The sequence below is a fragment of the Pseudoclavibacter sp. AY1F1 genome (assembly GCF_002931075.1).
Lineage (GTDB): Bacteria > Actinomycetota > Actinomycetes > Actinomycetales > Microbacteriaceae > Pseudoclavibacter.
Window position 1 is genome coordinate 124,688 of record NZ_PSTQ01000005.1, and the last position, 23,793, is coordinate 148,480.

A 23,793-nucleotide genomic window follows, 5' to 3' on the forward strand; every position below is an offset into this window, starting at 1 on the left:
GGGGCCGAGCGGAAGGCATCCGGAATATTTTCCTCGAATGAGGGAACTTGACAGTGCACGACGAGAGGGCTGCCGATGGACGGACGCAGAATCGTCGGCCTCACCCCGACGCTCATCGCCGACGCAGGTTTGCAGCTCGTCGAGGCGGGGGAACCCTTCGGCGTCAACGCCATCGCGCGCAGTCTCGAGGTGCGGCCGTCATCGCTGTACAAGCACGTCTCTGGACTCGACGACATCGTCGAACTCATGCGCGGACACCTCGTGGAGCGCTACCGCGTCGTCCCGGAACGGCAGGCGTGGGACACGTATGTCGAGCAGGTCGTGCGACTCCAACGGCGCATGTACGCCGACCACCCGGCGCTGCTTCCGTTCCTGATCGGCAAGACCATCACGAGTCCATCCGTCATCGAGGCCTACGACGACCTCGCCGTGGTGCTGCAGTCTGGGGGATTCCCCGACGGCGAGATTCTCACGTTCATCGGCATGATCGACGCGTTTGCGATCGGCTTCGGGCTCGAGCTCGCGTCGCCTGAGCAGGTCTGGCAACCGGATGCGCCGACCAGGCTCTTCGGGAGGCTCCTGGCCGATTCTGGGTCGGGCTCCGGGCGCGTCGAGCGCTCCTTCGAACTTGCGCTCGAGGTCCTACTCGGTGCGCTGCGCGACCGCCTCCCCGCGGGGGGCCAGGGCTGACCTGTGGTCGTTCTCGCGCCCCGGGGGCTCGTCCTTCAGGCCGATCTTGGGGCCTGGAGTGCGAAGTTCCGCGTCATTGCGGGGCAGAAGGTCGCGGAAGTCAGTAGCCTGGTTGCACCCGCCCGCGTCCCCGACCGCACGGAGTCTCCGATGACGTTCTCGCACAGTGCCGCCCCCGAGCGCACACGCAGCAGCCCCTGGCTGTACGTCGCGCTCGGCGTCGTGCTGGTCGCTGCGCTCGCGGTGCTCGGGTTCTTCTTCGGCGGCTCGCTGCTCACGCAGATGACGAGCCGGGCTGCGGATGCGGACGAGACGGTCACGATCGGCAGCGAGCAGACTGCGGTCACGGTTGTCGCACCGACAGGCTGGGTCATAGTGCCCCACTACTTCGGGAACGACGTCGTCACGCTTCGAAGCCCGGATGCCCGCCTCGAGATCACCTTGCAGGTGCCGGATGCTCCCCAGTCGCTTGTGGAGGCCGCGCAGGCCGGGTCCACCCAGACATTCGAGGCGCTTGCCGACGAAAGCGACGCACCGGAAGGGGTGCCCACCTCCGGCTCGGAGAACCTGTTCTGGATTGACGAGACGCCCAAGGAAGGGCTGCTCGTGCGGCACGCGAGCGTCGAGTATGCGGCCACGGTTGCTGATGGGCAGGGCGCGCCTGGCGTCATGGTCGGTTCAGTGGCGTTCGCCAGCGCAGGTTCCGGAGCGGAGTCACCGAACGCGTCGGTGATGTTCTCCGCCGAGGCCGACGATCTTGAGCTGTACCGCCCCGCGATCGCCCAGATTCTCGAGAGCATCGGCGGGCCGGTCGCGTGACGGCTGGAGGACCGCGCTCGCGGGGTCAGCGCACGCAGCCCCGCCCACTCCGCCGCCTGATCACCGGTGCCATGCTCGCGGCGGCGACGCTCGCGCTCTCGGCCTGCACACCCGCGCCGGACCTCGCCTGGCAGCCGCCTGTTCGCGCCGCCGTCACGAGCTTCGACGAGGCCGCGGGTGACGTCGCCGGTGCGGAAGCGGGCGCAACGCCGCTCGACCACTTCCGTATCCGCGACTCCGCACCCGCCGTCGACGCGAGATGGACGGAGGTGCCGGGGCAGACCGATCTGAACGCGCGCATCCGCTCGCTTGTCGTCGACACCGTCGGCGCGTTCGCGACGCGACTCGGCACCGCCTACGCGCCCGAGGCTGCAGCGGCGGGTGCCGGTCTCGGCAACCGCGGTTGCGAGGCAGGCTCCAGTAGCACCCCGGCGGCCGAGATACTCGCCCAAGGCGGCGCCACCGAAGGGGACGCGCTGATCATCACGTGCGAGATCGTGGTCGCGAGCGGCAGCGAGTTCGGGGAGCGCGTGCGTGTCGTCGAAGGGACTGTGGGCTCGACGCCGGCCGTGACCCGCGACGAGAGCTTCGTGTTCTTCGCCGATACGGCGACGGCGCAGCAGGCTGGCGGAGCCGACATCATCACGGCGGATGCCGCACTCGCGATCTGGAACGAGCTTGTGCTCGCAGCTCGGCACGAGCTCGGCGCGCTTTGGGACACGCAGGTCGCGGCACCGAGCGAGGCGAACGCGGCCGTGCTCGCGCAGGGCTTCGCCGACGTCACACCGACGCCTGACGGCGGGTTGCGGATCGGCATCCCCGCCGGTCTCCTCACTCCCGAGATGGACGTGTCCGGCGGCGAAGGCACGGCCCCAACGGTCTCGCCGGACGGCACGACCACGCTGGTCGTCGGGGAGCCGATCGCGCACCGCTTCCCGAGCATCCACATCGGCCCGGAGGCCGCGTCGCCCATGCTCACCGACCTCGGTCGGGAGCTTGTCGCCGCTTCGGCAACCCCGCAGCCGCTCATCGCCGGCGAGCGACCCCTCGCGGGCGACCGCGCAGTCGACTGCGACCTCTTCCCCTGTGTCGCCCTGACCTTCGACGACGGGCCCGCGCCGATCACCGAGACGCTGCTCGACCAGCTCCAAGAGCACGACGCGACTGCCACTTTCTTCCTCGTCGGACCGAACGTGCAGCGGCATCCCGAGATCGCGCGACAGATCGACGACGACGGCCACCAGCTCGGCAACCACTCGTGGACGCATCCGCAGTTCACGACCCTCGACGATAAGAAGATCGAAGAGGAGGTCAAGAAGACGAACGACGCCATCGTCGCCGCGACGGGCGAGCGGCCGACCGTCTTCAGGCCGCCGTACGGCGACCTCGACGCTCGGGTGCTCACGAAGCTCGGCATGCCGGCGATCCTCTGGGACATCGACACGCTCGACTGGGAGGGGCCAGCCCACGAGACGCTCGTCGACCGGGGCGCGAACGAGGCGCAGGCGGGCTCGATCATCCTCATGCACGACATCCACGACTCGACGGTGGATGCGGTGCCCGAGATCCTCACCGGGCTGCACGACCGCGGGTTTGTGCTGGTCACGATCGACCAGATTTTCGGCGGTACCCCAGCCGCAGGCAACAGCTACACGTCGGCGCGCTGACGCCGCCGCCGGGTTACGCCTGAACCTGAGCGGCCCACGACCGGACGATGTCCTCGAGCGCGCCGCGCGCATCCTCGAACTCGGCGAGGCTCGCGAAGGAGGCGGTCGCGCGGTTTCGGCCCGGCCACTTCAGCAGCTTCGCGGGCGCGTCGACCACAAGCTCGGGATGCTCCGGCTTCACCTTCGCCCCCGTGTGCAGAACCAGCTGAACCGCCGTCGGGCGACGAAGGTTGAGGGTCGCGAAGTCGTCGGCGCCGGCGACCGCGTAGTTCGGTGCCTTCCACTTGATGCTCTCGACCACGTCCGGGTGGGCGCTGAGGAGCAGCTCCCGGAGCGCTTCGGCGACGCCTCTCAGCGGATGCGCGAGCTCGGCGAAGTAGGCGTCGACATCCGGCGAAGTGGCAGCGGTCATGCCGCCAGCGTAGACCCGAGGATCGCTGGCGGCGGGACCGCTGCTGCCTGCAGATGCCGGTTAGTACTTGGCCGACTGGCCGCCGTCGATGGGCACTACCGCGGCGTTGATGTAGCTCGCGTCGTCGGAGAGGAGGAACGCGACGACGGCCGCGATCTCCTCTGGCTGCCCGTACCGCTTCGTGGGGTTGATCTGGATGAACTGCTCCGCAGCCTTCTCCGGGTGCTCGGCATCGAGCTGGCGCATGGAGTTCTCGACCATGGGCGTCCAGATCGCGCCGGGCGCGATGGCGTTGATGCGCACGCCGAACTGGCCGTACTCGATGGCCGAGTTGCGGGTCAGGCCGACGACTCCGTGCTTCGCGGCGGCGTAGCCGGACTGGTTGCCGACGCCGCGGATGCCGCCGACGGAAGCCGTGTTGACGACGTAACCGGAGCCCTGCTCGCGCATGACCTTCAGCACCTTTTCGAGGCCGAGGAACACACCGCGGAGGTTGATGGCGATGACACGCTCGAACTCTGCTGCGCCGAAGTCTTCGGTGAGGTTCTGGCGGCCCTCGATGCCGGCGTTGTTGAAGAAGCCGTCGATGCGGCCGAAGCGCTCGATGGTCGCCGCGACGTAGGCGTCGGTGTCAGCCTCGCTGGAGACGTCTGCGGTCGTGGTGAAGACCTCGGCTCCAGGGATGGCATCGAGGATGGCGGCCTTGCTCGCCTCGAGGCCCTGCTCTGAGATGTCGACGAGCGCGAGCTTCGCGCCTTCGCTCGCGACGCGGATGGCGGCGGCGCGGCCGAGGCCTGAACCCCCACCGGTGATCAGAACGACTTTGTCGGTGAACCGAGACATGCTGCTCCTTCGTAGGTTGCATCGCCCGGCAGTCGCAGGACGACACTTTAGTTATGTCATGAGTCAGTGAAAATATTCCGAACCCGCCGACGAATGCGAGAAGCCGCCCCCAGGGAGCATCCACATCCGCTTCCTAGGATTGGCGCATGACTCAGGCGACGCAGGATGCACGGCCAGACGGTGAAGAAGCGGCGAGCGAGGAAGCGGCCGAACAGGGCGTGTACTCGAAGGCAGGTCAGCCCTTCGACCGCGACACGAACTACATCGGTGACCGCATCACGAAGGGTGCGCGCTCGGTCGGCGAGGGCATCCAGACCTGGCCCGTCGAGGCTGGCCGCTACCGGCTCGTCGTCGCGCGGGCCTGCCCGTGGGCGAACCGCGCCATCATCGTGCGCCGGCTCCTTGGCCTCGAGGACGCGATCTCGATGGGCATCTGCGGACCGGTGCACGACAAGCGTTCGTGGACCTTCGACAAGGACCCGGGCGGCCTCGACCCGGTGCTCGGCATCCCACGCATCCAGGACGCCTACCTGCAGCGCTTCCCCGACTACCCTCGTGGCATCACCGTGCCCGCGATCGTCGACGTGCCGAGCGGCGGCGTCGTCACCAACGACTACCCGTGGATCACGCTCGACTTCTCGACCGAGTGGACCGACTTCCACCGCGACGGGGCACCCGACCTCTACCCGGAGGTGCTACGCGACGAGATGGACGCCGTCATGAAGCACATCTACACGGAGATCAACAACGGCGTCTACCGCTGCGGATTCGCGGGCTCGCAAGAGGCCTACGACGAGGCCTACGACCGCCTCTTCACGGCGCTCGACATCGTCTCGGAGCGCCTCGAGACGCGTCGCTACCTCATGGGCGACACCATCACGGAAGCCGACGTGCGCCTCTTCACGACCCTGGCGCGCTTCGACGCCGTCTACCACGGCCACTTCAAGTGCAACCGGCAGAAGCTGAGCGAGATGCCCGTGCTGTGGGCCTACGCGCGCGACCTGTTCCAGACCCCAGGCTTCGGCGACACGACCGACTTCGTCGACATCAAACGCCACTATTACGACGTGCACCGCGACATCAACCCAAGCGGAATCGTGCCGGCTGGCCCCGAGCTGCACAACTGGAACCTGCCGCACTTCCGCGAGCAGCTCGGCGGCTCCCCGTTCGGCGACGGCACCCCGCCAGGTCCGAACCTCGAACCCATCGAAGCCGATCACGACCTCGTGCACCTCGGACGGACGCGCGCATGAGCGTCGACGCACGGGACGTGCTCGACGAGTTCGCGAGCCGGCCCATCGAGACGGCCAGGCGATTTGCGGACAAGCTGGCCGCAGATACGCTCAACGCGCATCCGGGCGGCCACGACAACTCGATCGCGTGGCTGCTCTGGCACACGGCGCGCGAGATCGACGTGCAGGTTGCTGCGCTCTCGAGCAGCGACGAGGTGTGGTCGTCGCAAGGGTTCGATACTCGGTTCGACCTCGGTGAGGTCGGGAACTCGGTCGGTTACGGGCACTCGAGCGCGGAAGCCCGGGCGGTCGTCGTCGACGATGCGACGCTGCTGCTCGACTACCTGCGCGCGACGACGGATGCACTGCGCTCGTACATCCGCTCGCTCGCCCCCGACGCACTCGGCGAGGTCATCGACGAGGATTGGGATCCGCCCGTCACGAGAGCCGCCCGCATCGTCAGCATCATCGATGACGCGGCCCAGCACATTGGCCAGGCCGCATACGCCGCGGGGATCGCTCGGGGCTGACGCGCGGAAGCGGTGACCCCGGCCGCTCAGCGGACGGCGGGGTGCTCAGATGTCCGACAGCGCCTTCGCGATGGCGAGGTGCAGGGTCACGAGCGTCGGCCAGCCTTCCTCGGCGACCTGGTGCGCGTTGAGCACGGCGTGCGCGATGCACCACTCCCTGGCGTCGTCGAGGTCGATACCAGCCTCACCGCTGATGAGCTCGACCCGGCTGCGCACCTCGGCGTGCATGAGCGCCCCGCCGCGGTAGTCGTCGACACGAGTGCGCAGCGCCGGGTACACCTCGAAGCCCGCCGGCCCCGCGACAGGTTTCGGGTCGATGGCCAGCCACGGCTCGCGCTCGGCCGCGAGCACGTTGCCGTAGTGCAGGTCAAGGTGCAGCAGCTTCGGATCGTAGGGTCGCGAATCGAACGTGTCGAGCGCGCGGTCGACCCAGCGTCGCGGCACCGACGACGGATACGCGCGGAGCGGCTCGATCCAACCCCTCGCCTCCTCGCGGAAGTCGGGCACCGAGTGCGGGGGAGCGACGTGCAAACGACGCAGAAGCCCGCCGATGACAAGGCAGGCGTCGTCAGTCTCGATGGCGTGCAGGTCGCGGGATGCGTGGAGCGGCTCGAGGAGCAGGGCGAAGTCGGCCGGATGGGCGGCCGTGAGGCGCACGATCCCGTTGCTGTTCCAATGTCGCAGCCCGAGGTGCTCCGCCGACGCCTCCCGGTGCGGCCAACTGAGCTTCAGCATCTGCGCCTCGCCACGCCTCGTGACCGGGATCACGATCGCATTGTGGCCGTTGCGGGCGTCGCCTGCGATGGTCAGGTCCCAGGCGGTGAGGCGCTGCTCGATGAGCGCGGGCAGTCGCGCGAGCCAGGCGTCGCCGTCGTCCGAGATGTCTGCGGGGCGGCCGGTCAGGCGGCGCACGAGGTCGTCAGGGATCAGCACGAGGACCACGCGTTTGGCATGGGCCGAAGCTACACCACAGGCGACCGAATGCTCGCGGTGGCGACAAAAGAGGCCCGAGTTCGCGTTGCGAACTCGGGCCTCTTCTTGTTACGACACAGTGTCGGGGTAGCGGGATTTGAACCCACGACCTCTTCGTCCCGAACGAAGCGCGCTACCAAACTGCGCCACACCCCGATCGCTCACCGCCGAGCGGCGAACTCCCCAAGAGTACCCGAAGGTTGCCCGCGCCGCCAACCGAGGGCGCGAGCAACGGAAACTCCTACGGGCCGGATGAGACGAACAGTCTGATCTGGCCGGTCGGCTCGATCGGCGTCCCCGTCGAGGGATCAGTTCGGATGACCTGTCCGCTCGGCACGGTGGCGTTCTTCTCCGCGATGATCGTCACGGTTCCGCTGAAGCCGGCGCCCGCGAGCAGCGTCGTCGCCTCGTCCTGCGTCTTGCCGGCGACGTCAGGCGCGAGCAGCCCGCTCGCCGCGTCCTCGGGCAGCGCGGAAGGGTGGATGGTGATGGTCGTGCCCTTGTCGACGCGCGTGTTCGCGGTCGGCAGGGTGTTCGCGACGCTGCCAGGCGACTGGTCAGACGTGACCGAGGGGCCTATGGAGACGCCGAATCCGAGCCCTTCGAGCACCTGGCGTGCCTCCTCCGTGGAACGGCCCGTCAGGTCCGGGACGGTCGCGAGCACAAGCGCGTCCTCGTCTTCGACGTACTCCGGGAAGTCGCCGCCGCCGTACGTCGTCATCGCGTGCCCGATGATCTCGTTGAAGAGCACGTGACGCGTCTGGCTTCCCGCGGCCTGCGGCAAGTCGACGTCGTACATCGGCACGAGGCCGTTGGCGTTGCCGACCCAGACGGCGAGGCCAACCCTCGTCGTCGCCCCGACCATCCAGGTCTGCAGGCCGTTGTCGGTGGTTCCCGTCTTGCCGATGAGCGGCACGATTCCGGGGTTCGACCGCGAACCGGTGCCACCTTCGACGACGCCAGCGAGGGCTTCGTCGACGCCAGCAGCCACCTGCGGTGAGACGGCCTGAATGCAGCGCGACTTAGGGCCAGTGACGTCCGTTCCGTCGCTGAGCGTGACGCGGTCGATGCCGGTCGGCGTGCAGGTGAGGCCGTTGTTCGCGAGGCCAGACATGACGGTCGCCATGGAAAGCGGGGCCATCTCGTTGGCTGCACCCAGGATGGCGGAGGGCAGCGAGGAGTTGATCGCGCCGTCTGCGCGGTGGCCGCCGAGGGCCATCGCGGTGTCACGGATGCGGCACTGGTCGAGGCGTTCGGCCATGGACACGTACGCCGTGTTGATCGACGACGCGGTCGCTGACTTCACCGAGACAGTGCCAACCCGCTGTCCGCTGTCATTGGTGGGCGCCCAGGGGCCGTCAGTCTCCGGCTCGCACGTGTTGGAGAAGTCTTCCTGGTAGAACGTGCGGTTCTGCCCGGGGATCGACGCGTACAGCGACTTTCCCGATGAGAGCCACTCGGCGAGCGTGAAGATCTTGTACGTCGACCCTGTCTGGAAGCCCGTCGATCCGCCGTACTCGTAGTCCGTGTTGTAGTTCACGGAGGTCACGCCGGGTTGCTCTTGGTTCTCGGCGACTTCGCTGAACTGGGTGTTCTGCACCATCGCGAGGATGCGGCCAGTGCCGTTCTCGACCATGGACGCCGCGGCGCCGAGGTCGGTGCCCGGGTACGTCGCAGGCACCGCGTTCTGCATGGACTGCGTTGCGACGCCCTGCATGTCGAGGTCGAGCGACGTGTAGATCTTGTAGCCCTTGCCTGCGAGGTTGAACATCCGCTCGGCCTCGGTGGCGCCGAAGGCCTCGTCCTGGAGCACGGAGAGCTGCACGAACTTGCAGAAGTACTTCGCGTTGCCTTCTGCGAACTCGCAGCCGTGGTTTGGGTCTTTCGGATTCGGCTCGACGGGCGTCGCGATGGTGGCCTCGTAGGTGGCCTGGTCGATTGCGCCTTCTTCCATCATGCGCATGAGGATGTAGTCGCGGCGTTCTTTGTTGCCCTCGATGTTCTCTTCGCGGTCGAGCCGGTACGCGTTCGGCTCCTGCACGATCGCAATGAGGCTCGCGGACTCGGCGAGCGTGAGGTCGAGTGCCGACTTCCCGAAGTAGCGCTGGGCCGCCGACTCGATGCCGTACGTGGTGCCGCCGAACAGGGCGATGTTGAGGTAGCCCTGCAGGATCTCGTCCTTCGAGTACTGCTGCTCGACACCGATGGCGAGCCGCATCTCCTGGAGCTTTCGGCCCGTGTTCGGGTCGGTCGCCTCGACGTAGGCCTTCTTGCTTTCCTCGGGGTCGAGGATCGCCTCGGCCTCCTGCACGCGCACATTACGTACCCACTGCATGGTGATGGTGGAGGCGCCAGCCGAGGCGTCGCCGATGACCGAGGTCACGAGCGCACGGGCCGCAGAGATCACGTCGACGCCGTCGTGCTCACGGAAACGGGGGTCTTCCACCGAGATCGCCGCGAGGGGAACCCACGGGGAGATCTGGTCGAGCGGAACCTCGACGCGGTTCTGGTTGTAGAACTGGGCGAACTTGACGTCCTGCCCGCCCTGCTTGGCGTAGAGCTCGGTGACCTGCTGGAGTTCGTTGATCTCCAGGTAGTCGGGGAGGCTCTCGAAGAGGTTGATCGAGCTGTTCTCCGCGATGTTGGCGACGGAGACGAGCGGAGTCACGAGCGCGGTGATCAGGACAGCGGCGAGCCCGCTCACCCCGACCAGTCCGAGGACGCGGGTCAGAGGACCGCGCTTCCAGCTTCCACGTTGCTTTGTTGCCATGGCGTCACGATACCCGGGGTAGGAAGGTCAGGAGAGTCGCCTCCGGTGGGCACGCGAAACGCACGGGTGCGTAGATGGACGTGCCGAGACCGGCGGAGACGTGGAGTGCGGCGGATCGGCCACGCGAGGTCCAGGTGCTCAGGCCCTTGACCTGCTGGCGTGGGATGTCGCAGTTGGTGACAAGCGCACCGTACCCGGGCACGCACACCTGGCCGCCGTGGGTATGGCCCGCGAAGATCGCATCCGCTCCCAGGTCGACGAGGCCGCTGAGCACACGTTGGTACGGCGCGTGCGCCAGCCCGATCGTGAGATCCCAGTCCTGCCCCTCCGATGCCTCGCGGAGCGCTTCGCCAGCCGCGGCGAAGTCATCGGCGTCGATGTGCGGGTCATTCACCCCGAGGAAGCGGATGCGCCTGCCCGCGACCTCGAGAACGGCCGCCGCGTTGTTCAGGGCAGTCCAGCCGAGACGGTCGAAGTGGCCCGTGAGGCTCTTCGTGTCGAGCTTTGGGGCCTTCTTCGCGATGTGGGCAGAGCGGCCGAAATACGTGAAGGGGTTCTTGAGGACCGGGCCGAGGTAGTCGTTCGAGCCGTAGACGTGCACCGAGGGGATTCCCTCGAACGGCTCGAGCATGTGGGCGACGGTCGGGACGGCGTCGACGTGGCCGAGGTTGTCGCCGGTGCCGACGACGAGGTCGGGCTTCAGAGCCGCGAGTCCCCTGACGAACTCCTGCTTCTTGCGCTGCCACGGGGCGACGTGGAAGTCGCTCAGGTGCAGCACACGCAGCGGAGCCGACCCCGGGGGCAGGATGCGCGCCTCGACGCGGCGTAGGCGGAAAGCGCGGCGCTCGATCATCGTGCCGTAGACGGCGGTCGCCGCCCCCACCCCGGCGAGGGTGAGGGCGACGGCCGCGACGGGTCTGAGTCGGGATGAGGCTGGTCCGAGTCCGGAAGATCTCGCGGAGCTCGAGTTGGCGAGGGAATTCGCCATGGTGAAACTCGTTTCGGTTGGTGCGGCGGCCCCATGTGGGCCGGTCGGGACTACGGGCCGGAAGAGACGTAGACCTGGACGGACCCGTTGCGTTCGAGCTCTGAGCCCGGCGCCGGGTCGGTTCGGATCACCTGCCCGCTCGGGACGGTGGCGTTCTTCTCCGTCAGGATCGACATGGTGCCGCTGAACCCGAGCTGGGAGAGCGTCGCCTGTGCCTGCTCCTGGGTCTGGCCGGCCAGGTCAGGCGCGACGATGGCGTTTGTCGTCGGTGCTGTCTCCGGGCCGCGCGACGGGTTGATCGTGATCGTCGTGCCCTGCGTGACCCGTGTGTTCGCGCTTGGCAGCGTGCTCGCCACGGTGCCCTCGGCCTGATCCGATTCAACGGGGTTGCCGATCGAGACGCTGAAGCCCAGGCCCTCGAGCGAGGTCTTGGCCTCTGCAGTCGTCTTGCCGGCCAGGTCTGGAACTGTTACCTGCTCGTTCTGGACCGCGCTGCCGGTCGGCTGCGGGAACGAATCGCCACCGTAGACGCGCATCGCCTGAGCGATGACGTCGTTGAAGATCACGTGACGCGTCTGGCTTGCGACCGCGCGCGGCAAGTCGACGTTGTACATCGGCTGCTGACCGCTGGCGTTTCCAACCCAGACAGCCATTCCGACCTTGCTGGTCGCCCCGACCATCCAGGTCTGGATGCCGTTGTCAGTGGTCCCGGTTTTGCCCATGAGTGGTGCGATGCCCGGGTTCGAAGCGTTCCCGGTTCCACCGTTGACAACGCCCTGGAGCGCCGACGTGACACCAGCTGCGACCTCCGGGGTCACTGCCTGGTTACAGGTCGATTTCGGTGCTTCCACTTGGGTGCCGTCGCGCAGGTCGATGCCGTCGATCGCGATGGGCGAGCAGGTGACGCCGCCGTTCGCGAACCCGGCGATAGCCGTTGCCATGGAAAGCGGGGCGATCTCGTTCGCGGCGCCGAGAATCGCGGCGGGCAGCGAGGAGTTCATCTCGCCGTCCGCTCGGTGAGCGCCCATTGCCATCGCCGTGTCACGGATGCGGCACTGGTCGAGCTGCTCGGCCATGGCAACGTAGGCGGTGTTGATGGACTGCGACGTGGCCTGGCGAACCGAGACGTTGCCGACCTTCGCGCCGCCGTCGTTCGTCGGCGACCAGGAGCCGCCGTCCGCTCCGATGCACGAGTCTTGGAAGTTGAGGCGATTGAAGGCCCGGTTCTTGCCGTCTACCGACGCGTTCAGCGACTTGCCTGAGGCGAGCCACTCGGCCAGTGTGAAGATCTTGTACGTCGATCCGGTCTGGAACCCCGTGGATCCGCCGTAGTCGAGGTCGGTGTTGTAGTTGACCGAGGTGTAGCCGGGCTGCGATGCGAGTTCCTCGGTGTCACCGAAGGCGGTGTTCTGCACCATCATGAGCACGCGTCCCGTGCCCTCCTCGACCATCGAGGCCGCTGAACCGAGGTTCATGCCGTCCACGTATGCCGGAACGGCAGAAGCCATCGTGGCCGCGCCCTGCGCCTGCATGTCGAGGTCGAGGGTCGTGTGGATCTGGTAGCCCTTGGTCTGGAAGTTGAACTGCCGTTCCTCGTAGGTCTCACCGAACGCCGGGTCCTGCACCATCACGAGTCGCACGTAGTCGCAGAAGTACTGGGCGTTGCCCTCAGCCGCGCCGCAGCCGTGCCTCGGCTCGGTGGGATGCGGTTCGACGGGCGTCGCGACGGTCGCCTCGTAGGTGGCCTGATCGATGGCGCCTTCCTCCATCATGCGCATCAGGATGTAGTCGCGGCGGATCTTGTTCGCCTCGATGTTCTCTGGCACGTCGAGGCGATAGGCGTTCGGCTCCTGCACGATCGCGATGAGGCTCGCAGACTCCTGCAGATTCAGGTCGAGTGCCGACTTTCCGAAGTAGCGCTGGGCTGCCGACTCGATGCCGTACGTGGTGCCGCCGAAGAGGGCGATGTTGAGGTAGCCCTGGAGGATCTCATCCTTGGAGAACTGCTTCTCGACGCCGATCGCGAGGCGCATCTCCTGAAGCTTGCGGCCCGTCGTGGTCTCGGTGGCCTCGAGGTAGGCCTTGTCGCGCTCCTCCTCGTTGGGGATCGCTTCTGCTGTCTGGACGCGCACGTTGCGGACGTACTGCATTGTGATCGTAGAGGCGCCTGCCGCGCCATCTCCGATCACGGACTGCGCGAGCGCGCGTGCGGCGGAGATGACGTCGACGCCGCCGTGCTCACGGAACCGCGGGTCCTCCACCGAGATCGCGGCCTGCGCGACGTACGGGGAGACCTGGTCGAGCGGGACTTCCTCGCGGTTCTGGTTGTAGAACTCAGCGAACTTCTGTCCGTTGGAGGCGTACAGCTCGGTCTTCTGCTGCAATGAGCCGATCTCGAGGTACGTCGGCAGGTTCTCGAACAGCGAGATCGTGCTGTTCGCGGCCACACCGGTGACGGCGATGAGCGGAGTGATCATGGCCGTGACGAGCACGCCCGCGACTCCGCTCATCCCGAGCAGCCCTAGGAGGCCACCCAGAATGTTGCGTTTGGGCGCCCCTGGATTCGTGACAGACATAGGATCAAGGGTAAGTCACACCCGCTCGCGGCGTCTTCAGGAGTGTTCAATGAGAACCCCATGAGATGTCTGAGCGCTCACCGCACAGGAGGACGTCCATGCAGAAGTGGGAATATTTCATCACCCCGCTCCCGTTGCACACCCCCACTGTCATCCTCAACAACTGGGGTGCTCAGGGCTGGGAACTGGTGCAGGTTTCCACAAATGCCGAGGGCGGATCAGTCGCCTACATGAAGCGTCCGATCGCAGGGGAGCAAGCATGAGTCAGGTCGAAGAGCGTCTCGGCGCGATGGGACTCGCAGTGCCACCCGTCGCTGCCCCCGTCGCCGCCTACGTCCCCGCCGTCGAGCACGGGGGACTCGTCTACACGTCCGGGCAGCTGCCGTTCATCGAGGGAGCCCTTCCTGAGAAGGGCAAGGTCGGCGCCGAGGTTCCTCGCGACGACGCCATCGAGTTCGCCGCGTTTGCCGGCCTCAACGCCCTCGCAGCGATCAAATCCGTCATCGGCGACCTCGACCGCGTGACGCGCGTCGTGAAGGTCACCGTCTACGTCGCCTCTGCTCCCGATTTCACCGAGCAGCCGCTTGTCGCCAACGGGGTCTCCGAGATGCTCGGCCTCGCCTTTGGCGATGCGGGTACGCACGTGCGCGCGGCCGTCGGGGTCGCAGTGCTGCCGCTCGACTCGCCCGTCGAGGTCGATCTCATCGTCGCGTACGAATAGCGAGTCAGCTCGCGAGCATCCGCTCAGACCGAAGCCCTGCATCCCTCTTCCGAGAGGTGCAGGGCTTCGTCGTTCCCCGGCGCTGTCAGCCACGTCTCCGCGGCAGCCAGGAGCAATCGTCGTCAGTCGTCGTCAGCGGCTCCGGAAGTGACCCCGGCCGAGATCGCCGACATCACGGACGCGTCCGTGAGGGTCGTCGTGTCACCGACGGCCTTGCCATCCGCGACATCCCGGAGCAGGCGGCGCATGATCTTCCCGGAGCGCGTCTTGGGGAGCTCAGCGACGACGTACACCTGACGGGGACGCGCGATCGCGCCGATCTTCGACGACACGTGCGAGCGCAGCACCTGTGGTGCATCCGACGCTTCGATCTCCGCCTTCTTGCTCTCCTTCAGGACGACAAACGCGACGACGGCCTGACCGGTCGTCTCATCGCTCGCGCCGACGACCGCCGACTCCGCGACAAACGGGTGGTCGACAAGCGCCGACTCGATCTCGGTGGTCGAAAGCCGGTGGCCCGAGACGTTCATGACGTCGTCAACGCGGCCGAGCAGCCACAGGTGCCCGTCCTTGTCGACACCCGCGCCGTCGCCGGCGAAGTAGCGGCCGGGGAACTGCGACCAGTAGGTCTCGATGAAGCGCTCGCGGTCCCCGTAGATGCCGCGCGTCATGGACGGCCACGGCTCGGTGATCGTGAGGAGGCCCATCTCGCCGGGGTTGACGCGCTCACCCCTGTCGTCAACGACTTCGACAACCACACCCGGCACGGGAACCTGCGCGGCCCCCGGCTTGAGGGCGACCTGGCTCGGAATCGCGGAGATCATGATGGCACCCGTCTCGGTCTGCCACCACGTGTCGACCACCGGGACCCGGTTCCCTCCAATGACCTCCCGGTACCAGGCCCAGGCCTCTGGGTTGATCGGCTCACCCACGGAACCGAGGAGGCGGATCGACGACAGGTCGTACTTCGCGGGAATCTGCCTGCCCGACTTCATGTAGCCGCGGATCGCCGTCGGCGCCGTGTAGAAGATCGTGACGCCGTAGCGCTCGATGATGTCGAACCAGCGGCCGAGGTCAGGAGTGTCGTGTGTGCCCTCGTACATGACCTGAGTTGCGCCGTTCGCAAGCGGGCCGTAGACGAAGTAGCTGTGCCCCGTGACCCAGCCGACGTCGGCGGAGCACCAATAGACGTCCTGCTCCGGCTTCAAGTCGAAGATGGTGCGGTGGGTGAACGACGTCTGCGTCAGGTAGCCGCCCGTCGTGTGCAGCAGCCCCTTCGGCTTCCCAGTCGTTCCCGACGTGTAGAGGATGAACAGCGGATGCTCGGCGGGGAAGGGCTTCGCGACGTGCTCGTCACTGACCTGCGCGATCTCCTCATGCCACCACAGGTCGCGCCCGGGGGTGAGCGCCGGCTCGTTGTCGGCGCGACGGACGACGAGCACATGCTCGACGGTGTGCCCCTCGGCCTCGAGCGCCGCATCCACCGTCTCCTTGAGCGGGAAGATGCGACCCTTCCGGATGCTGCCGTCGCTCGTGATCACGAGCTTCGCGTTCGCATCCTCGACTCGGCTTCGGATGGAGTCGGCGCTGAAGCCGCCGAAGATGACGGAGTGCACGGCTCCGATGCGCGCGCAGGCGAGCATCGCGACGACCGTCTCCGGGATCATCGGCATGTAGATCGCGACCACATCCCCTGCCGTGACGCCGAGGCTCTCGAGGAGGTTCGCTGCCCGCTTCACCTCCCCGAGAAGGTCGGCGTAGGTGATCGTGCGCTTGTCGCCTGGCTCGCCCTCCCAGTAGATCGCGACGCGGTCGCCGTTACCCGCCAGCACGTGGCGGTCGACGCAGTTGAAGCTCGCGTTGAGCGTGCCGTCGCCGAACCATTTGGCGAACGGGGCGTCGCTCCAGTCGAGGACCTCGGTGAACGGGGTCGACCAGTGGAGTTCCCTGGCCTGGTCAGCCCAGAAGCCGAGCCTGTCTTCTTCGGCACGTCCCGCGAGGTCTGCGGGTACGGGGGAAGAGGACGCGAAGTCGTCGCTTGGTGGGAAGGTCTCGAGGTCTTCCAGGAGGTGTTCGATCTTGTCAGCCACCGCAGGTCCTTTCGCGTCATTGCGATCTGGCACCGCATCTTTGCGGCGCAGTGTGCCAGAAGTCTACGGAGCCAGCATGGGCTGCGACTCCCGCCTTTCGGGGGGAATGTCGAGGGCCTTCCGGCTCGAGAAGCCGCCCGCAGGAGGGGAAGTGAACCGCGACCCGTGCCATACCTTGTGCATTCTGTGCCACCCGGGTGGTCTCTCGCTCGGCGTGTCGCGGGTGAATTATGCAGCGAGATCCGTGATTCCATGCGGGGATGCGGCCTGTAGTCGAACTTTTTTCGATTGCATGAGGCCTGGATATTTTTCCGGACGAATTATGCACTAGCATGGACATCGATGGTTTCGCTCTCTGTCGCAACTATCGTCGCTCTGCAGCAATCAACCCCCCCTGAACGCTGCATGAGCTGAGGCGCTCGGATATCCCCCTGTCCGGGCGCCTCTTCAGTTAACTACGCGACTGACGGCGCGAGGAGCTGCTCACTGCGCGACTCTGTCGACATACGCCCTGTGCAGAACCTTCTCTCCACAGCCGAGAGGTTCGCCATCCCACGAGCTGCGGAGCGTTCCTACGCTTCGTGCATGTCATATGGCTCAGCTCCTGGTTCCGCATCCGGTCAGCGGTTCGTCGCACGTCCGGCGGCTCAACGGGCGGCGTCGCTCACCCTGCCTCCACGAGCGGCCGTCGACGATGGCACGGTACGCTCCGTCCGCTCGCTGACCCGAGGCCAGGCCGAAGCCTTCGGCCCGCTGGCTGCGTTCGTCGCAGACGGTGAAGTCACCGACCTCTTCGTCAACGGCGCAGACGGGCTCTACGTCGACCGCGGAAAGGGCGCAGAACGAGAGGAGACCTGGCTCGCGCCGAGCGAGCGGGCCCTTCGCGAGCTCGCCGTCCGCATCGTCGCGGCAGGAGGCAGGCACCTTGATGAGTCCGCGCCCTGCGTCGACGTGCGCATCGCGGACGGAATCCGCGTGCACGCCGTGCTTCCACCCGTGTCAATTTCCGGCACCCTCCTCTCGATCAGGACACCGAGGGTGCGGCAGCTCACTCTGGAGCAGCTCGACCGGCAGGCGTTCTTCTCCCCGGGCGCGGAGGAGCTGGTCAGGGAGGCCGTGCGTGCGCGAGCGAACGTGCTCGTCACGGGCGCCGGTGGGAGCGGGAAGACGACGTTCCTCTCCGCCATGCTCTCCGAGGCCGACCCACGCGACCGCATCATCGTGATCGAGGACGTGGCCGAGCTCCGCCTCGCGCACCCGCACAGCGTCTCACTCGAGGCGCGGCAGGCGAACATCGAGGGAGCCGGGAGCGTGCCGCTCGAGCGTCTGGTGCGTGAGTCGCTGCGGATGCGCCCAGACCGCCTTGTGCTCGGCGAATGCCGTGGCGCCGAGCTCCGAGAGTTGCTGGGGGCGCTCAACACCGGCCATGACGGGGGTGCGGGCACGCTCCACGCGAACTCGCTCGCCGACGTGCCGTCGCGGCTCGAGGCGCTCGGCGCCCTCGCGGGAATGACGCAAGACGCGGTAGCTCGGCAGACGGTGAGCGCGATCGACCTGGTGATGCATGTCGAACGCACGTCGGTCGGCAACAGAAGGCTCGCGGACATCGGAGAGTTCTGTCTCGACGACGCCGGTCGTCTGGCGATCGTGTCCCTCAAGGAGCGCGCCGCGGGCGACGCCAAGAACGTCACGACGATTGCGCCTGCCCCCGTGGAGGTTTCTGCGGCCGTGCGCCGCCGGGATCCGGGGCGGCGGTGACGCGGCGGGACGTGGATGCCGCGGAGCGCGCCGCCGCGGCCGTCGAACGGCTCGCGGCTCTGCTCGCGGGCGGCGCGACCCCGGTCTCAGCGTGGCAGCACGTTGCCAGCTTCGCGGCTTCTGACGGTCCTCGCCCGCCTGACCGCAGCGGGTGGTTGCGGCGGACGCTGCGGCGCTGGGTTCGACTGAGAACCCAACTCGTAGGCGCTCCGCCGAGCACAGCTGGCCACATCGAACCCATCGAGTTGAGCGTCGCGAGGGGAATGCGAGCGGGGCGACGGGCCGGGCTGATACTCCGCGAACACGACGAGTCGAGTTGGCGCGCCCTCGGTTGCGCCTGGTCGATCGCAGAGCGCACGGGGGCGCCGCTTGCCCGTGGCCTCTCCGATCTGGCCCAGACCTTTCGCGACTACGGGGCGGCCGAGCGCGAGGTGGAGCTCGCGCTCGCAGGTCCGAGCAGCGCGGCCCGTCTGGTCATGGGGCTGCCCGCCGTAGGCGTGCTGCTTGGCCTCGCACTCGGATTCGACAGCTTCGGGATGCTCCTCGGTACGCCGCTCGGGCTCGCGTGCCTCGCTGGAGGCCTCTCGCTCATGCTCGCCGCGCAGCTCTGGAACCGGGCACTCATCACAGCGGCATCCAAGCGAGAGCATCTGCCTGGCCTCGCGCTCGACTTGACGGCGCTCGGAATGCTCGGTGGTGCATCCGCGCTCGCGGTGGTCACCCAAGTACAACGGGTGCTCGAAGACGCGGGTCTCGACGGGACTCGGCGCCACCGATCCGAGACGCGGTTCGCGGAGAGTCGGGTCGAGCGCGTGCTGACGCTCGCCCGAGAAGCAGGAGTGCCGGCGGCGTCGCTCCTTCGCAGTGAAGCCGCACTGGAGCGGCGCGATGCGCGTTCGGCCTCGAGCGCGAAGGCGGCCGAACTCGGTGTGCGTCTCATGCTGCCGCTCGGGCTTTGCGTTCTCCCCGCGTTCCTGCTGCTCGGCGTCGCGCCGCTCATCCTCGCCGTCGTCACCCAGACCGTCTCGCGGCTGTGAGCCGCCACGAACGCTCGTGCCGAATTCGATATGGCAATGCGTAATAAGAGAGGTACACCAATGTTCCAGATCCAGAGCATCATCGAGCGGTCGCGCGACCTGCTGCGGGGAGTCCGCAGCCGTCTTCGCGACGAGGAGGGGGCCGCGACTGCCGAGTACGCGATCGCCACGATGGCGGCTGTCGCCTTCGCGGGGCTCCTCGTCGTCATCATGCAGAGCGACGAAGTGCGGGGACTGCTCGAGAACATCATCCGGACCGCCCTCACGCTGGACGAGTGATGCGCCGGGTGCGGCGATCGCGCACGGGCTCGGCCAGGGGGTCCGCGACAGCGGAGTTCGCCATCGTCGCACCTGCCGTCGTCCTGCTGCTCGCCTTCTGCCTCGCCGGGCTCCAAGGCGTTGTCGTGCAGGTCCGACTCCAGGACGCGGTTGCCGACGCCGTGAGGCTCATCGCCAGGGGAGACGACGAAGCGATCGCGCGCGCGAGCGTGCTGGCGCTCGTTCCGACCGCGGAGCTCGAGATCAGTCGCCCGGATGACCTCGTCTGCGCACGTGCATCCACGCCGCTCGAGCTCGGCGAGCGGGAGCTCCCGATTCGAGTGGTTGCCCGCGCTTGCGCGCTCGGCGGGGGCCGATGAGCGCCGGAGACCCGTCCGGCGAACGCGGGGCGGGCGGAGTCCTCGTGCTCGCCGTGGCGCTGCTCCTCGTCGCGATCACCGTTGGGGCGGTCGGCGTGCTGGCTGTCTTCCCGGCGAGGCAGTCAGCACAGGCCGCCGCTGACGCTGGAGCACTCGCTGCGGCCGACGTGGCGTCCGGCCTCCGAGACGGAGAACCGTGCGCAGAAGCCGCCCGTGTCGTGAGGGCAAACGGGGCATCCCTCGAGGAGTGCAAGGTCAGCGGCCGGGAGGCCGTTGTGCGAGTTCGTGTAGAGTCCGGCCCGTTCGTCTTTTCGGAACCGTCGAGGGCAGGACCGCCGCCGGAATGAGAAGTCGTGAGGCGGAGCCGCCAGCAGTTGGAGGCCTTCCGTCCAGCCAGCCCGTTCACAAACCAGCCCGTCCATATAATGGGCGCCGACGGGTGGCAACAGCCCCCACATCACTCCGGCCAGCCGGAATCGTCGTGCGAAAGCACGCAGACCCATCCAAGGAACGCTTGTGTCAGGCAGCAACACACTGGTCATCGTCGAGTCGCCGACCAAAGTGAAGAGCATCTCGCAGTATCTCGGTGATGACTACACCGTGCTCGCTTCTGTCGGCCACATTCGCGACCTCATCGAGCCCAAGAACCTCCCGCCAGAGCTCAAGAAAGGCTCACTCGGAAAGTTCAGCGTCGACGTCGACAACGGGTTCGAGCCGTACTACGTGGTCTCCGAGCAGAAGAAAAAGACCGTCGCCGAGCTCAAGCGAGCGCTGAAGGATGCCGACGAGCTCATCCTCGCAACTGATGAGGACCGCGAAGGAGAGGCCATCGCCTGGCACCTCCTGCAGGTGCTCCAGCCGAAGGTGCCCGTCAAGCGCATGGTGTTCCACGAGATCACCCGCGAGGCCATCGAAGCCGCCAAGGACCGGACGCGCGACATCGACGTGCACCTCGTCGATGCCCAGGAGACCAGGCGCATCCTCGACCGGCTCTACGGCTACGAGGTTTCACCCGTGCTGTGGCGCAAGGTCGGTCCAGGGCTCTCCGCCGGTCGTGTCCAGTCGGCTGCCACCCGTCTCATCGTCGACCGCGAGCGTGAGCGCCTTGCGTTCGTAAAGGCCAGCTACTGGGGCGTCGAGGCACGCTTCGCGCCGGAGCAGGGCAAGGAAGGCTCCGCGTTCGTCGCCCGCCTGACGAAGCTCGACGGCGAGCGCGTCGCGACCGGACGCGACTTCGACGACCACGGTGTGCTCAAGAACTCGTCCGTGATCCTCGGTGAGGCCGAGGCGACGACGCTGACTGTGCAGCTCACGGCGGGGACCGTACCGGTCACGGTGTCCTCGGTCGAGTCCAAGCCGTACACGCGCCGCCCCGCCGCCCCCTTCACGACCTCGACGCTGCAGCAGGAAGCCGCGCGCAAGCTGCGCTTCACCGCCCGCCAGACGATGAGCGTTGCGCAGTCGCTGTATGAAAACGGCTACATCACGTACATGCGTACCGACTCCTCCTCGCTGTCGTCGCAGGCGCTCAACGCCGCCCGTACCCAGGCCGCCAAGCTCTACGGCGCCGAGACCGTACCCGCCTCCCCTCGCCTCTACGGCTCTAAGTCGAAGAACGCCCAGGAGGCGCACGAGGCCGTCAGGCCAGCAGGGTCCACGTTCGCGCTCCCGAGCGAGCTCCGCCCGAAGCTGAGCCCCAACGACTTCAAGCTCTACGACCTCATCTGGAAGCGCACGATCGCCTCGCAGATGGCCGACGCCAAGGGCCAGACGGCGACCGTCACCATCGACGCCTCTCCCGTCGACGTGTCCGACGCTCAGGGAACAGTCACAACCCGCGTCGCGGAATTCCAGGCGTCAGGCACCGTCATCACCTTCCGCGGCTTCCTCGCCGCCTACGAGGAGGGCAAGGACGAGGCGCGCGACGACTCGACCACCGCTGAAGCGAAGCTGCCACCGCTCACGAAGGGGCAGAAGCTCGACCCCGAGTCGGCCGACGCGAAGAGCCACGAGACGAGCCCGCCGCCGCGCTACACGGAGGCGAGCCTCGTCAAGACACTCGACGAGCTCGGCATCGGCCGCCCGTCGACGTACGCGTCGATCATCTCCACGATCATCGATCGCGGCTACGTCGCGCCCCGCGGCAGCGCGCTCGTGCCCAGCTGGACGGCCTTCTCCGTCGTTCGCCTCCTCGAGGAGCACTTCCACGACCTCGTGGAGTACAACTTCACGGCGCAGATGGAGGGCGACCTCGACCGCATCGCAGCAGGCTCCGAGCAGCGCACCGACTGGCTACGCGGGTTCTACTTCGGCACGGAAGACCACAAGGGTCTCCGCGGCGTCATCGACAACCTCGGAGAGATCGACGCGCGCGAGATCAACTCCACGCCGCTCGCAGAAGGCATCGTCCTGCGCATCGGCCGCTACGGCCCCTACCTCGAGGTGGCGCCGGAGACGGAAGGTGACACCCCGCGTCGCGTCAACGTTCCCGAAGACCTCGCTCCCGATGAGCTGACGGCCGCGAAAGCCGTGGAGCTTGTGGAAGCGCCCATCCAGACCGACCGCGTGCTCGGAGTTGTTCCCGAGACCGGCAAGCGCATCCTCGTGAAGGACGGTCGCTTCGGCCCGTACGTCACGGAAGGCCCGTCCGAGGCCGAGGAAGCTGCCGCCGAGTCAGAAGCGAAGGCCAAGGCTCTCGCAGAAGAAGCCGAAGCGAAGGCCGCCGCAGCAGAGGGGCGCCCCGTCAAGAAGCCGCGCGCCAAGAAGGCCGCTGCCGCAGACAAGCCTCGCACCGCGTCCCTCTTCAAGTCGATGATCCCGGAGCAGGTCACGTACGAGCAAGCCATCGGGCTGCTCGAGCTGCCGCGCGTGGTGGGGGCGGACTCCGAAACGGGCGCCGAGATCACGGCGCAGAACGGCCGCTACGGCCCGTACCTGAAGAAGGGCACCGACACGCGTTCGCTCACGAGCGAGGACGAAATCTTCACCGTGACGCTCGAAGCCGCACATGAGCTCTTCGCGCAGCCGAAGTACGGCGCTCGCACCACGAAGGCGGCCATCAAGGAATTCGAGGCCGACCCGGTGAGCGGCAAGCCGATCAAGATCAAGGACGGCCGCTTCGGCCCGTACGTCACCGACGGCGAGACCAACGTCACCGTGACGCGCGGCGCGAACCCCGAGGACGTCACGTTCGAGGAAGCCGTGCAGATGCTCGCCGACAAGCGCGCCAAGGGCCCGGTGAAGCGCAAGACGACAGCGGCCAAGAAACCCGCCGCCAAGAAGCCCGCAGCGAAGAAGCCTGCAGCCGCGAAGTCTGCCGCTACGAAGACGACTGCAGCGAAGAAGCCTGCCGCGAAGCGCGCACCAGCCAAGAAGCCGGTGGCCAAGGCCAGCGAAGCAGCAACCACCGAATGACGGGTCTCTTCATCACGCTCGAGGGCGGCGACGGCGCAGGCAAGTCGACGCACTCGGGCCTGCTCGAGAACTGGCTGACGTCGCTCGGCCAGACGGTTGTGCGCACGCGCGAACCGGGTGGCACCGACCTCGGCGCCGATATCCGCGAGCTCGTGCTGCACCGCAAGGGACACATGGATGCGCGCGCCGAGGCGCTCCTGTATGCCGCCGACCGCGCGCACCACATCGCAACGGTTGTCCGGCCGGCGCTCGAGCGCGGCGAGATCGTCGTGCAGGACCGCTACCTCGACTCGTCGATCGCCTACCAGGGCACGGGGCGCGAGCTCGGCGCAGACGAAGTCAGGGACCTCTCGCTGTGGGCGGCCCGCGGCCTGCTCCCAGATCTCACGGTGCTCTTCGACCTCGACCCAGAGGAGGGCCGGCGACGCATCGGCGCCACCCGCGGTACCTACGACAGGCTTGAAGCCGAGTCGAAGGCCTTCCACGACTCCGTGCGCTCAGCCTTCCTCGGCCTCGCCGCTGCAGACCCGGGCAGGTTCCTTGTGATCGACGCAACCCAGCCGCGCGAGCACGTCGCCGAACGCATCCGCACCCGCGTCGCCGAGCTCCTCGAGCGGCCACCGGCAGGCGAGTAGC

At 67.4% G+C, this 23,793-nt stretch carries 21 protein-coding genes and 1 tRNA gene; 14 read left to right on the top strand and 8 right to left on the bottom strand.

Annotated elements, in window-relative coordinates:
• Positions 1-75: 75 nt before the first annotated feature.
• The 3 genes from C5B85_RS10115 to C5B85_RS10125 all read left to right on the top strand — a co-directional run bounded on the left by C5B85_RS10115 (position 76) and on the right by C5B85_RS10125 (position 3,176).
• Positions 76-690 (top strand): TetR/AcrR family transcriptional regulator, encoded by a 615-nt coding sequence (locus C5B85_RS10115; RefSeq protein ID WP_104285901.1) that lies wholly within the window; start codon positions 76-78, stop codon positions 688-690.
• 150 nt (positions 691-840) lie between these two features.
• A complete protein-coding gene (locus C5B85_RS10120) occupies positions 841-1,509 on the top strand; it encodes a hypothetical protein (RefSeq protein ID WP_104285902.1) in 669 nt (222 codons plus the stop codon).
• Positions 1,506-3,176 (top strand): polysaccharide deacetylase family protein, encoded by a 1,671-nt coding sequence (locus tag C5B85_RS10125; protein WP_104285903.1) that lies wholly within the window; start codon positions 1,506-1,508, stop codon positions 3,174-3,176. Before C5B85_RS10120 ends, C5B85_RS10125 begins: the two co-directional genes overlap by 4 nt.
• 13 nt (positions 3,177-3,189) lie before the next feature.
• Here the strand turns inward: C5B85_RS10125 and C5B85_RS10130 are convergent, their stop codons facing one another.
• On the bottom strand, positions 3,190-3,588 hold the full coding sequence (locus C5B85_RS10130; protein ID WP_104285904.1) for a DUF1801 domain-containing protein: 399 nt from the start codon (positions 3,586-3,588) through the stop codon (positions 3,190-3,192).
• Between the two features lie 60 nt (positions 3,589-3,648).
• The gene (locus tag C5B85_RS10135) at positions 3,649-4,431 is read right to left on the bottom strand and encodes a glucose 1-dehydrogenase (RefSeq protein WP_104285905.1); all 783 of its coding nucleotides are present in this window, start codon (positions 4,429-4,431) and stop codon (positions 3,649-3,651) included.
• 146 nt (positions 4,432-4,577) lie between these two features.
• Here C5B85_RS10135 and C5B85_RS10140 point away from each other — a divergent pair, with 146 nt between their 5' ends.
• Both C5B85_RS10140 and C5B85_RS10145 read left to right on the top strand, forming a co-directional pair.
• Complete coding sequence (locus C5B85_RS10140; RefSeq protein ID WP_104285906.1) at positions 4,578-5,684, top strand: glutathione S-transferase family protein; 1,107 nt, start codon at positions 4,578-4,580, stop codon at positions 5,682-5,684.
• A complete protein-coding gene (locus tag C5B85_RS10145) occupies positions 5,681-6,193 on the top strand; it encodes a DinB family protein (protein WP_104285907.1) in 513 nt (170 codons plus the stop codon). Before C5B85_RS10140 ends, C5B85_RS10145 begins: the two co-directional genes overlap by 4 nt.
• A gap of 45 nt (positions 6,194-6,238) precedes the next feature.
• Here the strand turns inward: C5B85_RS10145 and C5B85_RS10150 are convergent, their stop codons facing one another.
• The 5 genes from C5B85_RS10150 to C5B85_RS10170 all read right to left on the bottom strand — a co-directional run bounded on the left by C5B85_RS10150 (position 6,239) and on the right by C5B85_RS10170 (position 13,499).
• Complete coding sequence (locus C5B85_RS10150) at positions 6,239-7,135, bottom strand: aminoglycoside phosphotransferase family protein (RefSeq protein WP_104285908.1); 897 nt, start codon at positions 7,133-7,135, stop codon at positions 6,239-6,241.
• A 112-nt stretch (positions 7,136-7,247) separates the two neighbouring features.
• Positions 7,248-7,321, bottom strand: a tRNA-Pro gene (locus C5B85_RS10155).
• Between the two features lie 85 nt (positions 7,322-7,406).
• Complete coding sequence (locus C5B85_RS10160; RefSeq protein ID WP_104285909.1) at positions 7,407-9,935, bottom strand: transglycosylase domain-containing protein; 2,529 nt, start codon at positions 9,933-9,935, stop codon at positions 7,407-7,409.
• 4 nt (positions 9,936-9,939) lie between these two features.
• On the bottom strand, positions 9,940-10,923 hold the full coding sequence (locus tag C5B85_RS10165; RefSeq protein ID WP_146077923.1) for a metallophosphoesterase: 984 nt from the start codon (positions 10,921-10,923) through the stop codon (positions 9,940-9,942).
• 50 nt (positions 10,924-10,973) lie between these two features.
• Positions 10,974-13,499: a transglycosylase domain-containing protein gene (locus C5B85_RS10170; RefSeq protein WP_104285910.1), complete on the bottom strand. Its 2,526-nt coding sequence runs from the start codon at positions 13,497-13,499 to the stop codon at positions 10,974-10,976.
• 98 nt (positions 13,500-13,597) lie between these two features.
• Between C5B85_RS10170 and C5B85_RS19185 the strand changes: the two genes are divergently transcribed.
• The gene (locus C5B85_RS19185; RefSeq protein WP_167349022.1) at positions 13,598-13,762 is read left to right on the top strand and encodes a hypothetical protein; all 165 of its coding nucleotides are present in this window, start codon (positions 13,598-13,600) and stop codon (positions 13,760-13,762) included.
• The gene (locus C5B85_RS10175) at positions 13,759-14,220 is read left to right on the top strand and encodes a RidA family protein (RefSeq protein WP_104285911.1); all 462 of its coding nucleotides are present in this window, start codon (positions 13,759-13,761) and stop codon (positions 14,218-14,220) included. Before C5B85_RS19185 ends, C5B85_RS10175 begins: the two co-directional genes overlap by 4 nt.
• Before the next feature lie 122 nt (positions 14,221-14,342).
• On the opposite strand, the gene acs is transcribed toward C5B85_RS10175, so the two are convergent.
• Positions 14,343-16,310 carry an acetate--CoA ligase gene (gene acs / locus C5B85_RS10180; RefSeq protein ID WP_104285912.1) on the bottom strand — a complete coding sequence of 656 codons (1,968 nt, stop codon included), beginning with the start codon at positions 16,308-16,310 and terminating at the stop codon, positions 14,343-14,345.
• 585 nt (positions 16,311-16,895) lie between these two features.
• On the opposite strand from acs, the gene C5B85_RS10185 reads away from it, so the two are divergent.
• From C5B85_RS10185 to tmk, 7 genes are all read left to right on the top strand, one after another.
• A complete protein-coding gene (locus C5B85_RS10185) occupies positions 16,896-18,068 on the top strand; it encodes a TadA family conjugal transfer-associated ATPase (RefSeq protein ID WP_104285994.1) in 1,173 nt (390 codons plus the stop codon).
• Positions 18,065-19,105, top strand: a complete 1,041-nt coding sequence (locus C5B85_RS10190; RefSeq protein WP_146077924.1) for a hypothetical protein — start codon at positions 18,065-18,067, stop codon at positions 19,103-19,105. The genes C5B85_RS10185 and C5B85_RS10190 overlap by 4 nt, the downstream gene beginning before the upstream one ends.
• A gap of 60 nt (positions 19,106-19,165) precedes the next feature.
• Positions 19,166-19,384 carry a DUF4244 domain-containing protein gene (locus tag C5B85_RS10195; protein WP_104285914.1) on the top strand — a complete coding sequence of 73 codons (219 nt, stop codon included), beginning with the start codon at positions 19,166-19,168 and terminating at the stop codon, positions 19,382-19,384.
• A gap of 8 nt (positions 19,385-19,392) precedes the next feature.
• On the top strand, positions 19,393-19,743 hold the full coding sequence (locus C5B85_RS10200) for a TadE/TadG family type IV pilus assembly protein (RefSeq protein ID WP_258070712.1): 351 nt from the start codon (positions 19,393-19,395) through the stop codon (positions 19,741-19,743).
• A complete protein-coding gene (locus tag C5B85_RS10205; RefSeq protein WP_104285916.1) occupies positions 19,740-20,090 on the top strand; it encodes an Rv3654c family TadE-like protein in 351 nt (116 codons plus the stop codon). Before C5B85_RS10200 ends, C5B85_RS10205 begins: the two co-directional genes overlap by 4 nt.
• 169 nt (positions 20,091-20,259) lie before the next feature.
• The gene (gene topA, locus C5B85_RS10210; protein ID WP_104285917.1) at positions 20,260-23,157 is read left to right on the top strand and encodes a type I DNA topoisomerase; all 2,898 of its coding nucleotides are present in this window, start codon (positions 20,260-20,262) and stop codon (positions 23,155-23,157) included.
• Positions 23,154-23,792, top strand: coding sequence for a dTMP kinase (gene tmk, locus C5B85_RS10215; protein ID WP_104285918.1), 639 nt, complete (start codon positions 23,154-23,156; stop codon positions 23,790-23,792). The genes topA and tmk overlap by 4 nt, the downstream gene beginning before the upstream one ends.
• Position 23,793: the final 1 nt, after the last annotated feature.